The organism is Intestinibacter sp. (assembly GCF_051866655.1).
Classification (GTDB): Bacteria; Bacillota; Clostridia; order Peptostreptococcales; family Peptostreptococcaceae; genus Intestinibacter.
Genome location: NZ_JBJDXL010000349.1, coordinates 1 through 15,325 on the forward strand (window position 1 = coordinate 1; position 15,325 = coordinate 15,325).

The 15,325-nt window shown below is 30.8% G+C and carries 14 protein-coding genes; 12 read left to right on the plus strand and 2 right to left on the minus strand.

The window, feature by feature from the left end; translation table 11 throughout:
- Positions 1 to 137 precede the first annotated feature (137 nt).
- From ACI3VO_RS10430 to ACI3VO_RS10440, 3 genes are read left to right on the plus strand one after another with little or no spacing between them, the layout of a single operon-like run.
- The gene (locus tag ACI3VO_RS10430; protein ID WP_439757860.1) at positions 138 to 1,643 is read left to right on the plus strand and encodes an NAD(P)/FAD-dependent oxidoreductase; all 1,506 of its coding nucleotides are present in this window, start codon (positions 138 to 140) and stop codon (positions 1,641 to 1,643) included.
- Positions 1,644 to 1,645: 2 nt separating this feature from the next.
- A complete protein-coding gene (locus ACI3VO_RS10435; RefSeq protein ID WP_439757861.1) occupies positions 1,646 to 2,974 on the plus strand; it encodes an FAD-dependent oxidoreductase in 1,329 nt (442 codons plus the stop codon).
- Positions 2,975 to 2,995: 21 nt separating this feature from the next.
- Positions 2,996 to 4,342: a CCA tRNA nucleotidyltransferase gene (locus tag ACI3VO_RS10440; protein ID WP_439757862.1), complete on the plus strand. Its 1,347-nt coding sequence runs from the start codon at positions 2,996 to 2,998 to the stop codon at positions 4,340 to 4,342.
- A 171-nt stretch (positions 4,343 to 4,513) separates the two neighbouring features.
- Here the strand turns inward: ACI3VO_RS10440 and ACI3VO_RS10445 are convergent, their stop codons facing one another.
- On the minus strand, positions 4,514 to 5,104 hold the full coding sequence (locus ACI3VO_RS10445; protein WP_439757863.1) for a DUF2284 domain-containing protein: 591 nt from the start codon (positions 5,102 to 5,104) through the stop codon (positions 4,514 to 4,516).
- Positions 5,105 to 5,434: 330 nt separating this feature from the next.
- Here ACI3VO_RS10445 and ACI3VO_RS10450 point away from each other — a divergent pair, with 330 nt between their 5' ends.
- Together ACI3VO_RS10450 and clpB are read left to right on the plus strand one after the other, a co-directional pair.
- Positions 5,435 to 6,025 (plus strand): TMEM175 family protein, encoded by a 591-nt coding sequence (locus tag ACI3VO_RS10450; protein WP_439757864.1) that lies wholly within the window; start codon positions 5,435 to 5,437, stop codon positions 6,023 to 6,025.
- 280 nt (positions 6,026 to 6,305) lie between these two features.
- On the plus strand, positions 6,306 to 8,900 hold the full coding sequence (gene clpB, locus ACI3VO_RS10455) for an ATP-dependent chaperone ClpB (RefSeq protein WP_439757865.1): 2,595 nt from the start codon (positions 6,306 to 6,308) through the stop codon (positions 8,898 to 8,900).
- Between the two features lie 57 nt (positions 8,901 to 8,957).
- Here the strand turns inward: clpB and ACI3VO_RS10460 are convergent, their stop codons facing one another.
- Positions 8,958 to 9,827, minus strand: a complete 870-nt coding sequence (locus tag ACI3VO_RS10460) for a DUF362 domain-containing protein (RefSeq protein WP_439757866.1) — start codon at positions 9,825 to 9,827, stop codon at positions 8,958 to 8,960.
- 118 nt (positions 9,828 to 9,945) lie between these two features.
- On the opposite strand from ACI3VO_RS10460, the gene ACI3VO_RS10465 reads away from it, so the two are divergent.
- The 7 genes from ACI3VO_RS10465 to ACI3VO_RS10495 all read left to right on the plus strand — a co-directional run.
- The gene (locus tag ACI3VO_RS10465; protein ID WP_439757867.1) at positions 9,946 to 10,362 is read left to right on the plus strand and encodes a MerR family transcriptional regulator; all 417 of its coding nucleotides are present in this window, start codon (positions 9,946 to 9,948) and stop codon (positions 10,360 to 10,362) included.
- A 27-nt stretch (positions 10,363 to 10,389) separates the two neighbouring features.
- The gene (locus ACI3VO_RS10470; RefSeq protein WP_439757868.1) at positions 10,390 to 11,208 is read left to right on the plus strand and encodes an MBL fold metallo-hydrolase; all 819 of its coding nucleotides are present in this window, start codon (positions 10,390 to 10,392) and stop codon (positions 11,206 to 11,208) included.
- Positions 11,209 to 11,273: 65 nt separating this feature from the next.
- Positions 11,274 to 12,392, plus strand: a complete 1,119-nt coding sequence (locus ACI3VO_RS10475) for an AI-2E family transporter (protein ID WP_439757869.1) — start codon at positions 11,274 to 11,276, stop codon at positions 12,390 to 12,392.
- 100 nt (positions 12,393 to 12,492) lie between these two features.
- The gene (locus tag ACI3VO_RS10480) at positions 12,493 to 13,134 is read left to right on the plus strand and encodes a histidine phosphatase family protein (protein ID WP_439757870.1); all 642 of its coding nucleotides are present in this window, start codon (positions 12,493 to 12,495) and stop codon (positions 13,132 to 13,134) included.
- 6 nt (positions 13,135 to 13,140) lie between these two features.
- Positions 13,141 to 14,358, plus strand: coding sequence for an NAD(P)/FAD-dependent oxidoreductase (locus ACI3VO_RS10485; RefSeq protein WP_439757871.1), 1,218 nt, complete (start codon positions 13,141 to 13,143; stop codon positions 14,356 to 14,358).
- Positions 14,359 to 14,381: 23 nt separating this feature from the next.
- On the plus strand, positions 14,382 to 15,029 hold the full coding sequence (gene cmk / locus ACI3VO_RS10490; protein WP_439757872.1) for a (d)CMP kinase: 648 nt from the start codon (positions 14,382 to 14,384) through the stop codon (positions 15,027 to 15,029).
- Positions 15,030 to 15,048: 19 nt separating this feature from the next.
- Positions 15,049 to 15,325, plus strand: a 277-nt coding sequence (locus ACI3VO_RS10495) for a lysophospholipid acyltransferase family protein (protein WP_439757873.1), incomplete at its 3' end; no start/stop codon positions are given.

Consider the following 15,325-nt stretch of genomic DNA (forward strand, 5'->3'; position numbering starts at 1 on the left):
AATAGAGATAGTCATTAAATGGCTATCTTTTTTGTATACAAATTTTAAAAAAATACTGTCAAAATATATTTATAAAGTTATAATCATAATATAAACAAAAATATAAAATTTTAGTAAATTAGAAAGGGTGAATGCTAATGTACGATGTTTGTATTATTGGAGCAGGTGTTGTTGGGAGCTTTGTAGCTAGAGAGCTTTCTAAATATAAGCTTAAAGTTTTGATATTAGAAAAAAACAGCGATGTATGTTCAGAAGTAAGCAAAGCCAACAGCGCTATATTCCATAGTGGGTATAATAATAAGCCAAATACTATTAAAGCCAAATACTGCAATAGATCACATGAAATTATTGAGCAAATATGTAGTGATTTAGATGTAGAATATAAAAAAACAGGTTCTCTTTTAGTTTCTCTAAATGATCTAGGAAGAGATTCGATATATGAAAAATATAAAAATGGAATAAAAAACAAAGTTCCAGGAATGAAAATTTTAGAAAAAAAAGAAATACTTGACCTTGAACCAAATATAAGTGATCAAGCCACTTTAGCTTTATATGCTCCTACAACAGGTATTGTAAATCCGTTTGAGATGACTGTTGCAGCTTGTGAAAATGCAATGGAAAATGGAGCTATATTAAAATTAAATTGTGAAGTAACAGGCATATCAAAACAAAAGTCAAATGAGTCTGGTAGTGAAGATCTATTTGAAATAAGATGTAAGAATAACAATAAATACTTTTCTAAAATATTAATTAACTGTGCCGGTCTATATACAGATAAAATAAATAACATGATATCAAATGATAAATTCTTTGAAGTTGCTCCTAAAAAAGGAGAGTATATCGTATTAGATAAGTTAGAAGGCGAAATAGTAAATAATGTAATATTTATGACAAAGGATAAAGAAGACAAAAAGAAAAGAGGTGTAATAGTTTCACCGACTACAAGTGGAAATATATTACTAGGTCCTTCAGCTGAAGATACAAAAGAAAACGACAGTACTTTTACAACAGAGAAAAAACTTAAATTTATACAAAATGGAGCAAAAAGAGTATGCCCAAATATAAATTTAGATAATGTTATAACTTCCTTTGCAGGATTTAGACCAAATGTGAATGTATTTGTAAAAAATAAAGATACAGGCGAAATCGAAAAAGAAAAGGCTAAAGATTTTATAGTAGAACAAAGTTCAGATGTAGCAGGGTTTATAAATGTAGCCGGTATAAAATCTCCAGGTCTTACATGTGCACCTGCCATAGCTGAAGATGTAGCAAAAATGGTAGTTGAAATTTTAGGAAAAGTCGAAAAAAATGAAAGCTTCAATCCAAAGCGAAAAAAAGTCATAAAATTTAAAAATCTAGATGAAGCTTCTAGAAATGAACTTATAAAATCAAATAAATCATATGGAAATATAATCTGTAACTGTGAGCTAATTACAGAGGGCGAAATTTTAGATGCTATACATAGAAAATGTGGTGCTACAACTTTAGATGGATTAAAAAGAAGAACTAGAATCGGTATGGGAAGATGCCAAGGTAATTTTTGCACTTTAAAGGCTTTGGAAATAATGTCTAGAGAGCTCGACATTCCAATTGAAAAATTACAAAAATCAAACCAAGGATCTGAATTTTTTATGGAGGAATAGATATGGAATATAGAGATTTAGTTGTAATAGGAGCAGGGGCATCAGGATTGAGTGCTGCTTTAAGTGCTAAAAACGAAGGCATAGATGATATATTAATTGTAGAAAAAGACGATATGTTGGGTGGAATTTTAAATCAATGCATTCATCAGGGCTTTGGTGTACACTATTTAGGAGAAAATTTAACAGGTTCAGAATATTCACAGGTATTAAGTCAAAAGGTATATCAAAATAATATAGATGTAATGTTAAATACATTTTGCACAGCTATATCACAAGATAAAGTAGTCACTTTGACTAATGAAGATGGAATACATAATATAAAAGCAAAATCTATAATTTTATCTGTAGGAGCTAGAGAAAGACATATAAAAGAACTTAAAATCCCTGGCAGTAGACCGTCTGGAGTTTATACTGGTGGACTAGCTCAACAAATATTAAATAAAAGAGGATATAAAATAGGAAAAGAAGCAGTTATACTTGGTTCAGGTGATATAGGACTTATAATGTGCAGAAGACTTATTTTAAACGGCATCAAAGTAAAGGCCATAATAGAAATCAACGATAAAATAGGCGGAAATAAAAGAAACTTTAAAGAATGTGTAGAAGATTTCGATGTACCAGTTATAAAAAACAGCACTATTTCTGAAATAAAAGGTACTGAAAGAATAGAGGCAGTCGTAGTAAAAAACATAAAAAACGACGAAAAACAAACTATAAAATGCGATACACTTATAACATCTATAGGACTTACACCTAACTTGACAGTTCCAATTAACAGTAATATGAAAATAGATTCAAAAAAAATAAATATGGATAAATACAACCAATGTAGTATAGAAGGTGTATTCTGCTGTGGAAATATATGCAAAATATATTCTCTAGTGGACGATGTAAGCTACGACGGTGAATACGTCGGAAAAATTGCGAGCGAATACATAAAATCTAAAAATCTTGTAGATATAGATAAAGTCGAAGTAGATAAAAGCTCTGTAGCTACTGATGGAATCACATGCTTAATCTGTCCTAATGGATGTAATTTAACGCAATCAGCTACAGGAGATATAGAAGGTAATTTATGTGAAAAAGGAATTGAATTTTTCAAAGATGAAATAATAAATAAGAAAAGATCTATAACATCGACTGTAAAAATCAAAAATTCTAAAGATAGATTGCCTATAAAGACTTCTAAGCCTTTAGATTTTAAATATATTTACGAAGCTATAAATATAATAGACGATATAGAAGTAAGCTCTCCTATAAAAATGGGAGATATAATAATAGAAAATATTTTAAATACAGGTGTAAATATAGTGAGCTGTAGAGATATATGATGTTAAAGAGGAGGTGTTGCTATGAATGATATGGATATGGCAGTAAAAATAGCAAAACAGGTATCTAAAAATGGAGGACGAACATTTCTAGTAGGTGGATGTGTCAGAGATGAAATATTAGGAAAAGAAATTAAAGACATAGATATAGAAGTTCACAATATAGAAGTTGAAAAATTACTAGAGATACTGAGTTCTCTCGGAGAAGTTAAAAAAATAGGAGCTTCCTTTGGTGTATTTAATTTAAAAGGATACGATATCGATATAGCAATGCCTAGAAAAGAAAAATCCAGCGGTAGAGGACATAGAGATTTTGAAATATATGTAGATCCATTTATAGGATTTAAAGAAGCTGCTAAGAGAAGAGACTTTACTATGAACGCTCTTATGAAGGATATCTTGACAGGTGAAGTCATAGATTCATTCGGTGGAATCGACGATTTAAAAAATAAAACGATAAGACATGTAAACGACGAATCTTTTTGCGAGGATCCACTTAGAGTATTTAGAGCAGCTCAATTTGCTTCTAGATTCGATTTTAAAATAGATCAAAAGACAATCGACTTATCCTCAAAAATGGATTTATCAGCACTTGCCTTTGAAAGAGTATTTGAAGAATTAAAAAAGGTTTTATTAAAATCAGATAAGCCTTCTGTATTTTTTGAAGCCTTGAGAGATATGAATCAGCTTTCAACTTGGTTTAAAGAGATTGAGGATTTAATAGATGTCAAGCAACCTAAAGAACATCATCCAGAGGGAGATGTATTTAATCATACTATGCTTGTTTTAAATCAAGCTGCAAAATTAAGACAAGATGCAAAGGATCCTCTTGCATTTATGCTGGCAGCTATGTGCCACGACTTTGGAAAGGCTGTAACTACAGAAATAGATGAAAATGGAAAGGTAACCTCTTATAAACACGAGCTAGAAAGTGTCAAAATAACAGAAGCATTTTTAGATAGATTAAATAAAGTAAACTTAAAGAAAGAGGTTTTAAACTTAGTAGAGCTTCATATGAAACCAAACCAAATGTACAATATAGCTAAGAAAAAATCTATGATGAAGCTATGGGATAAGGCAATATGTCCTGAAGATTTGATACTACTTGCAAGAGCAGATTCTCTTGGAAGAGATAAAATTCATGACTACGATGAAATAGAAAAAATACTAAGAGATTCTCTTGAAGATTATAAAAATTTAATGAAAAGACCTGAAATAACTGGAAAAGATCTAATAGCTCTTGGATTAAAACCTGGACAAGAATTTTCAGAGTACATAAAATTTGGACATAAATTACATTTATCTGGAGTTCCTAAGGAAGAGGTACTGAGACATATTTCAGCTAATATAAATAAAAGACAATCATCTTAAAAAATATTAATTTTTATATTTAAAAGGGTAATCACAAACCTAGATTACCCTTCTATCCCAATTATCTTATATAAAAATACTAACATTTTATTCATCGCCATTTTTAAAATTTATTTTAAATTATCATGTTGTTATATAACTCTAATAATATATACTTCCCCAAAATTTTAATTAAAATCTATAGTTTCTAGCTAAATCACAAAAATCATCTTCTAAAAATGTTCCGTTGAAAAGTATAGAACCTATTGATGTACATACTTTGGCTTTTTCAGTTTCAGTATTCCAAGAAATCTCATGATCGAATATTTCTTCAGACATCTTTTGTAAGTCTACTCCCATCGCTTCCATTGAATATCTCATTTTTTCTGGACGATAGCAATTTTTATTATCTAAAATTGCGCATCTTTCACATAGATTGCATGATCCACAAGAAGTTTTTAAGCATTCAAAATCTATTTGCATTTTAGATAGTAATGCCTCTAAAGTTTCTCTATTTTCAGAATAAGCTTCCATAAATTCTTCTCCATCTTCTACTTCGCTTGTGAGTTCTACAATTAGAGAATTTTTATAATCCTCTACAAACTCATCGAATCTAGGACTGTTTGGAGGACATGACCAGTTTTTATTAAAATTTGGACATTCAGTTTTGCATAAGCTATAAAAATAATCTCTATTCATAAATTTAATCAAATATTCATTTTCACATACAACAGCTTTTAAATTGAAAATTTTTCCATTCTTTTCAAATTTAATTTTTTTCATTTCATCACCCCTATTAAAACAGTATTTTATTTGATTATATTATAAATTCACTATATAAGTGCATTTTCCTTTATTTTTTTTAGACTTTTTTGTAAATATATGTAAAATATAAAAATAAAAGTTAAAAAATTAACATTTATTTTAAAAATTAAATTTTATTTTTTATTTAATATGTTAATATATAAAACTTAAAAAATGATTACGATTTTAATTTTTTAAGTTTTAAATCAGAAAAAAGTTAGTTTTATTACAAAAACTTGACAGTTTTATTTCAAGTTTATAAAATATTTAACAAGATTATCAAGTATTGATAGAATTAAGGAGGGAGATATGAAACTATCTGTATCACGATTAGAAGGTTTTTCGGACGGTCTTATTGCTATTATTATAACGCTAATGGTATTAGAAATACCCTTACCAAAAACTATAACTGCAAATGAATTACTTGATTTCGGAAAATCGATTTTAATATTTTTGGCGAGCTTTATAATTGTCGGTACTCAATGGAATAGACATTATCATCTATTAGATAAAGTAGATAATGTATCTAGAAGCTTTGTGTGGAAAAATTTGATTTTTTTATGTGTTTTATCATTAGTACCATTATTTATGAAATGGGTGCTTTTATTTCCAAATGAAGTCGTGCCAGCATTAGGATATGCAACTGTATATATTCTATGTGACTTTATACTAAGACTACTATTTCGTTCGATTTTGAAGGAAAATAAAGACAATATAAAATTTAGCCAAAATAGAAAGAAAAAAGGCTCTTTTATGCGTACAATCATCGCATTTGATTTTTTAATTGCTATTATTGGATTTTCAATATTATTCCCGGAATTTTCAATAATATGTTTCATTATTTTACCAGTTATTTCATCATTATTTAACTTATTTATACCTGAAAAGAATATGGAATAGTATTCAAAAAATAATCAAAAATTTATATATAATTTTAGTAAAAAGGTATTGATTTTTTTAAAAAAAGTTCTATAATTAAGTTAAAGATTTAGATAAATCTTATTTAATTAACAAAACTCTTGATTTATGCAATAATTTTAAAGTCAGAGTTTTGTGAACATTTTATTTTTTATTTATTTTTTAGGGTAATTGCAAAAGTCAAAAGGCTTATCAAATTTCGGTAAGTTTATATCTATTTCTCTTTATTTAGGACATAATATAATAAATGGAGGGATGAACTATGGATATAGAAAAATTAACCGTGAGAGTTCAAAAAAGTTTAAACGAAGCCTACAATGAGGCTGTTAAACATCACAATCAACAAGTAGATGTTATTCATCTATTTTCTGCTTTAGTAAACCAAGAGGATGGTTTAATTCCTAATATTTTTGAAAAAATGAATGTATCTGTCGCAGCTGTAAAAAACAGCATAGATGAAGAGCTAGATAAATTACCTCAAATTTACGGAGAAGGTATTTCATCTCAAGGTGTGACTGCTTCTAGAAGAATTGAAGAGGTTTTAATTAAGGCCGAACAAATATCTAAGGATTTCAAGGATTCTTATATAAGCGTAGAACACGTAATGCTTGCGATGATGGATACAGAAGCTAACTCAGCTGTCGGTAAAATACTTAAAAAATACGGAATTACTAAAAACGACTTCTTACAAGTTCTATCAAGTGTAAGAGGTAGCCAAAGAGTCGATTCAAACGATCCTGAAGGAACTTACGATGCTCTAGCTAAGTTCGGTACTAACTTAGTAGATTTAGCTAAAAAACACAAGCTAGATCCAGTTATAGGTAGAGACGAAGAGATAAGAAGAATTATAAGAATTTTATCTAGAAGAACTAAAAACAATCCAGTTCTAATAGGTGAACCAGGTGTCGGTAAAACTGCTATAGTAGAAGGTCTAGCAGAGAGAATAGTAAGAGGAGATGTACCAGAAGGATTAAAGGACAAAATCATATTCTCACTAGATATGGGTGCTTTAATCGCTGGAGCAAAATACCGTGGTGAATTTGAAGAACGTCTAAAAGCGGTTTTAAAAGAAGTTCAAAGTGCTGAAGGTAAGATAATATTATTTATAGATGAAATCCATACAATAGTAGGTGCCGGTAAGACTGAAGGATCTATGGATGCAGGAAACTTGATAAAACCTATGCTTGCTCGTGGTGAATTAAACTGTATAGGTGCTACAACTTTCGATGAATACAGAAAATATATAGAAAAGGATAAAGCACTTGAAAGACGTTTCCAACCAGTAATAGCTGACGAACCTACTGTAGAGGATACAATATCTATACTTAGAGGATTGAAAGAACGTTTTGAAATCCACCATGGAATCAGAATTCACGATAACGCGATAGTAGCTGCAGCTAAGCTTTCTGATAGATATATAACAGATAGATTCCTACCAGATAAAGCAATCGACTTAATCGATGAAGCAGGTGCCATGATACGTAGTGAAATAGATTCACTTCCTACAGAGCTAGATATAGTTAGAAGAAAACTATTTATGCTAGAAACTGAAAGGGAAGCACTTTTATTAGAAGAAGATGAAAAGAGTAAAAAACGTCTTGAAGCTCTAGAAAAGGAATTAGCAGAATTAAAATCTAAAGACGATGAAATGACTGCTAAATACGAAAAGGAAAAAGACCAAATTTTGCAAGTTAGAAACTTAAAGGCAAAACTTGACGAGGTAAAAGGACAAGTTGAAAAATACGAAAGAGAATACGACTTCAATAAAGTAGCTGAAATAAAATACGGAGAAATTCCAAAAATAGAAGCTCAAATCAAAGAATACGAAGAAAAAATAAGCAGTGGCTACGATACAGCTCTACTTAAAGAAGAAGTTACAGAAAACGAAATATCTGAAATAGTATCTAAATGGACAGGTATACCTGTAACTAAGCTAGTAGAAGGAGAAAGAGAAAAGCTTCTTAAACTAGAAGATGAGCTTCACGAAAGAGTAATAGGACAAGATGAAGCAGTTACAGCAGTATCAAATGCAGTACTTCGTGCAAGAGCTGGACTTAAAGATGAAAATAAACCTATAGGCTCATTCATTTTCCTTGGACCAACTGGTGTAGGTAAAACTGAGCTTGCAAAAACTTTAGCTCGTTCATTATTCGACAGCGAAGAAAACATAATAAGAATAGATATGTCTGAATACATGGAAAAACACTCAGTATCTAGACTTGTAGGACCTCCTCCAGGATATGTAGGATACGAAGAAGGCGGACAATTAACAGAAGCAGTTAGACGTGCTCCATATTCAGTAATATTATTCGACGAAATCGAAAAAGCTCATGAAGATGTATTCAACATGTTCTTACAAATACTAGACGATGGTAGACTTACAGACAACAAAGGTAAGACAGTAGACTTCAAGAATACTATAATCATAATGACATCTAACATAGGTTCTAGCTACCTACTTCAAGATCAAGGTGAAATAACAGAGGAATCTAAGAACCTTGTAATGGGCGAAATGAAGAGAAGATTTAAACCAGAATTCTTAAACAGAGTCGATGACATCATAATGTTTAAAGCTCTACAAAAGGATGAAATCAAGAAGATTATAGATATATTTATGAAGAGCTTAGCAGGTAGATTGAAGGATAAAGATATATCTATAGAAGTTACAGATGCTGCTAAGGATATTATGGTTAGAGAAGGATATGATCCTGTATATGGTGCTAGACCACTTAAGAGATATATAGGAAATACTCTTGAAACTATAATCGCTAGAAAATTAATTGCAGGTCAAATTAGAAATGGCGATACTGTAGTTGTCGATGGCGATGGAGATAATATAGATATATTTGTTAGATAGTAAATTTATAAAATGCCTGTCGTATGTGATTTACATATGGCAGGCATTTTTAATATTTTATCCAATATCTACTATTTCATATTCTCTATTACCAAGACCTTCTGCATAAGCTTGTTCTACAGTATGAATAGCATTTCTAGAGTCCATTCTTTCAATTAATGAAGCCTTACCTGGATCTGGAGAATTTTTGACTGCATCATAGCAAGCTTGGTCTAAAGCGACTGGGTCAAGGCTTGCGTATATTCCTAAGTCAGCCATTTCTGGATCATGAGGGTTCGCATCGCAGTCGCAGTCGATTGATAGTTTATTAGCTACATTTATATACGCTAGGTTTTCCTCCTTGAAGTAATCGATTACAGAGGCATCTGCATCTGCCATAGCTTCTAAGAATGAATCATGGTCGGCAGTCCAAATATTTTCTGGTACTCCAGCTCCGTGGATATAAGCTTTGCCGTGTGAAGAAGCAATTCCTATAGACATATTTTTAAGTGCTCCTCCAAATCCTCCCATAGCATGTCCTTTAAAATGAGATAGTATAAGCATTGAATCGTAATTTTTTATATGTGAGCCTACGTAGTTTTTTTGTATTTGTTTGCCATTTGGAACAGGAAGCTCTATTTCGCCGTCTTCGTCCATTATGTCGCAAGGAGCTATTTTTGTGAAGCCATGTTCTTCTATTGCCTTCCAGTGTTCTTCAGTTGTGTTTCTTCTGCCTTCATACGCTGTATTGCATTCTACTATTGTTCCTTGTAATTTATCTACTAGAGGTTTGATTAAATTTGGATCTAAGAAATTATGTCCGCCTGGTTCGCCAGTAGATATTTTTACAGCGACCTTTCCCTTTAATTCAGTATTTAAAGCTTCGTAAATTTTAATTAAACTTTCACTTGTTATTTCCTTTGTAAAATATACCTTTGATTTTGTCATAGTTATATCTCCTTTGTTAAAATTGTGTTTGATATATTGTAATTTTTCTAATTATAGCGTAACATTTAAGTTAAGTTTAATGTCAATAGTTTTGAATAAATTTTTGGGAGGAGACATTATGGGATATACAATTAAAGAAGCTTCTAAAATTACCGGTTTACCTACTTCTACACTTAGATATTACGATAGAGAGGGGTTACTTCCATTTATAAAAAGACTCGATTCTGGATATCGAAGCTTTTCTGAAGAGGACATAGAGATGATTAAAATTATAGAATGTCTTAAAAGAACAGGTATGTCGATTAAAGAAATTAAAAAGTTCACTGAATGGGTTCAAGAGGGTGATGATTCTCTAGAAGAAAGATACGCGATGTTTTTAGAGAGAAAGCGTGCAGTAGAAACAGAAATACAGGCTCTACAAAAAACACTTGATGTCATAAATTATAAATGTTGGTATTATAAAACTTCTATAGAAGCTGGAACAGAGAAAATTCATTTTAAAGAAAAAAAAGATGGTAAATTACCTTGCGAATAAAAATTTTATATTGAGGAGGAAACAAAATTGAAAATAAAGGTTTTAATGGACAATAATACATACATAGATCAGTACTATCTAGGAGAACCAGCAGTTAGCTACTATATAGAAGTAGACGATAAAAAAATACTATTCGATGCTGGATATTCAGGTGCATTTATAAAAAATGCCGAAGCTATGGATATAGATTTAAATAAAATAGATACTGTAGTTTTATCTCACGGCCACAACGACCACACTAGAGGCCTACAATATTTAGATAAAAAAATAAATCTATCAAAGCCTGAAATAGTAGCTCATCCAGGTTGCTTTGAGGCAAAATACTTCGATGGACAATTTATAGGTGCTCCTTATACTTTGCAGGATATGTACAGATTTAACTATACTCCTAGCAAGACTCCTTATGAAATTTCTAAAAACTGCGTATTTTTAGGAGAGATACCTGAATTAATAGATTTTGAGCCTAGATATGCAATCGGTGTAAAGGAGGATCTTGAGCTATGCTGTAGTGAGTTTTTTAGCAAGGATTATATACTAGATGATTCTGCTGTAGTTTTAAAAACAGATGATGGACTTTTTATAGTTACAGGCTGCTCTCATAGTGGAATCTGCAACATCGTAGAATATTCAAAAAAAGTATGCGATGATGATAGAATAATAGGTATATTAGGAGGATTTCATCTATTTGAAGTAGATGATAGATTAAGTAAAACTATCGATTACCTAGAAAAACAAAACATAAATACAGTTTATCCATGCCACTGCGTATCATTAAAGGCTAAGGCTGAAATGATTAAGCGCTTAAATGTAGAAGAAGTTGGAGTTGGTTTAGAAATTTTTATATAAAGTTAGTATATAATTCACAAATATAGTATATTATTATAGATAACAATATATTGGGAGGTAAAATTGTGGAAACTAAACAAACAAAAAAAATAATTCTAATTGCCACATATATATTAGTTCTATTTTTTATTTTATATAGAATTACAGATATTTTAGGTGTCCTTGGAATTTTATTATCTATAATAAAGCCTTTTTTAATAGGTGGAGCAATTGCTTTTATACTAAGTATACCAATGAATTTTTTAGAGAAGAAGTTTAAAAAGCTAAAAAGACCGATAAGTTTACTGCTTACTTTTTTGATTTTCATATTAGTAATTTTAGCTTTAATCTTTTTAGTTGGACCAAAGCTAGTAGAAACAGTCAGCAATATTGTAGATACTATACCTGGTGCAATAGATAATTTACATGCGCTAGTTGAAAAGACAAATATAAATTGGAAATTAATTCAAGACTCTATTACTACTGCTGAAATAGATTGGCAAAGCTTGAGCAATAAGGCTTTAAATTTTGTCAAGGATTCATTTGGTAGCTTATTTACATCTACTTTTGGAGTAGTATCAGGTGTTGTTTCGGGTATTGTAAGTGTAGTGATAAGCTTCATATTCGCAGCTTATATACTTATATCAAAGGAAAAGCTCAGCATACAGCTTAAAAAATTACTATACGCATTTTTACCAGAAAATATAGTAGACAAAATGATAGAAGTGGGAAAGCTTACACACAAGACATTTACTAATTTCTTCACATTCCAATGTATAGAATGCCTAATACTTGGATGTATGTTTTTTATATGTATGGTAATACTTCGAATTCCTTATGCACTATTAATAAGTGTGATGATAGCTATCATGGCATTAGTTCCAATATTTGGACTTTGTATAGCTTTTATAATAGCTTCCATACTTATAGTTATGGTGGAACCTATAAAGGTAGTAGTATTTGCAATTTTATTTGCAGTACTTCAACAAATCGAAGGTAATTTAATATATCCTAGAGTTGTCGGTAAATCCATCGGACTTCCACCTATATGGGTAATAGTCGTGATAACTATAGGATCTAAGCTAATGGGTATTGTGGGAATGATACTTTTTATTCCTCTAAGCTCTGTTATTTACACACTTTTGAGTAAATCAGTTTCTAAGAGAATAAGAAATAGACGAATTTCTAGCAATAAATGGAGTTAAATTAAAAACTATCTCATTAAACTTATAGTGAGATAGTTTTTTTTCGCGTTTTTATGATATAATTAAAATTTGAGAAGAAATAATAAAGGAGTGGAAATTTTTGACAAATACATTATATATAGTTAGACATGGCCAAACTGAATGGAATATCCTAGGCAAAACTCAAGGCCATGGTAATTCAGATTTAACAGCTAAAGGAGTAGAACAAGCTGAGCTTTTAGCAAACAGCATGACAAAATATCCAATAGACTATATCTACAGCAGCGACTTAGGAAGAGCTTATCAAACTGCTGAAATTATAGGAAATAAATTAAACATAGAAGTCGAAAAAACTGAGGCTCTAAGAGAAATGAACTTTGGAACTTGGGAAGGTAGACTTATAAAAGACATCATGGAGGAAGACCCTGCTTTATATCGTCAATGGAGAAACGAACCTCATTTAGCTAGAATTCCTCAAGGTGAAACTCTAGACCAAATAAAAGAGAGAACTGATGCATTTATAAAGGAAATAAATGAAAAATACGATGGAAAACACATAGTATTAGTAACTCACTCACTATGTGCTAGAATTATGCTTTTATCATTTTTAAATTCACCAGTTGAAAATATCTACAGATTAAACCAAGGAAATACAGCTTTAAACATAGTAGAGCTTAGAGATTATGGCCCTGTAGTTATGAAAATGAACGATACTACACATATTATAAAAGAAGAAAAATTAGAAAATAGTGCATTGGAGTAGGATATAATGGCTAAAGTAATAGTTGTAGGAGGCGGACCTTCTGGAATAATGGCGGCAATAAGCGCTGCAAATAACAATCACCAGGTAATATTAATCGAGAGAAATGAAGCCCTAGGCAAAAAGCTAAGACTTACTGGTGGCGGAAGATGTAATATTACTAACAACAGATATATAGAAGATTTTTTCGATAAGGTTGTAAACAACAGTAAATTTCTATACAGCAGCTTTTACTCATTTACAAACGAGGATTTGCTAAGCTACTTAGATAGTATAAATGTAGAGTATAAAATAGAAGAAGAGCACGACTCTAAAATATACACTAAAAACGACAAAGCGCTTGATCTTATAAGAGGCTTTGAAGAGGACTTATCTAGAAAAAAAGTAAAAGTATTGTATAATAAAAGAGTGACAGACTTAATAATCGAAGGCGATACTGTAAAAGGTGTCGTATTAAATGACAGCGAAAATATATATGCAGACAGAGTAATACTATCTACTGGTGGTAAAAGTTATGCTCATACAGGCTCTGATGGAAATATGTACGAGATTTTACAAAAATACGGACATACTATAACTAAAACACTACCAGCTCTATGTCCATTAAAGACAAAGGAAGCTTGGGTCAAAAACCTTCAAGGTATATCTATGAGCGGTGTAAATATATCTACTAAAATTAAAAAGAAAAAAATCTCCAAAACAGGAGATATGATATTTACCCACTTTGGCATAAGTGGACCAGTTGTACTGATAATAGATTCTTATATAAATACACAGCTGGCAGGAGAACATGTAGAGATATTTATAGACTTTTTACCAAATACATCAAAGGATGAGATAGTCAGCTTAATAAGAAATAATCCAAATAAAAATATAGCAAATAGCCTAAAGACAATACTTCCAGAGAATTTTATAAAGGAGCTTCTGAGCATATTAAATTTAAGCGACATCAAGGGAAATTCACTTACTAAGGAAAACGAAAATGCAGTAATTGAAAATATAAAAAATATGAAGCTAACAATAATATCATCTATGGGATTTAAGGCTGCAATGGTAACCTCTGGTGGGGTCAGCACTAAAGAGGTAGATGCTTCTACCCTGGAATCTAAAAAGATAGCAGGTTTATTTATAACAGGAGAGCTACTAGATTTAGATGCTGAAACAGGAGGCTACAATTTGCAAATAGCATTTTCTACAGGTTATTTAGCAGGACTTAGTTTAGAGTAAATTTTTAAAATAGGAGATAACAGATGAAAAATATAATAATAGCAGTAGACGGACCTGCAGGAGCAGGCAAAAGTACAATAGCTAAGATAATAGCTAAAAAATTAAATATAAACTACATAGACACAGGAGCTATGTACAGAGCAGTAACTTTAAAATGCTTACAAAACGATGTAGATGTAAAGGACGAAAAGGCAGTAGTTGAAATGGCAAAGGCTACATCAATCGACTTTAGAGACAACAACATATATTTAGACTCAAAAATAGTAAACGACGAAATAAGAACTTTAAATGTAAGCAAAAATGTATCTGATGTAGCAAAAATAAAAGAAGTAAGATATTTAATGGTAGATCTACAGAGAGAAATAGGAAAAGACAACGCAGTAATACTAGATGGTAGAGATATAGGCTCTTACGTATTTCCTAATGCAGACTACAAATTCTATCTAGTAGCTACTCCTGAAGAAAGAGGAAAAAGACGCTACATAGAATTAAAGGAAAAAGGATATGAAGGGACTTTAGAAGATATAATAAAGGACATAATAAGAAGAGATGAAATAGATTCAAACAGAGAATTTGCACCTCTAGTAAAGGCAGAGGATGCTATAGAAATAGATACAACAGGCAAAAGCATAGATCAAGTTGTAGAAGCTGTTTTAGAAAAAATTAAATAGATTAAAGGAGAGATTAAATTTGACTTTTTACAATTTTGTACTTAAGCTCTTTAGAGCGTTTACAAAAACTTTTTTTAAATTTGAAGTAATAGGTATAAAAAACATACCTACTGAGGGAAACACAATTATTGCAGCAAACCACAAGTCTAATTTCGACCCTATATTTGTTGCATGTGCTGTAAATAAAACTAGAAAGATGACAGCTATAGGAAAAGAGGAATTATTCAAAAATAAATTATTATCACTTGTATTAAATAAATTGGAAATAATACCGATTAATAGAGAAAACCCAGGAC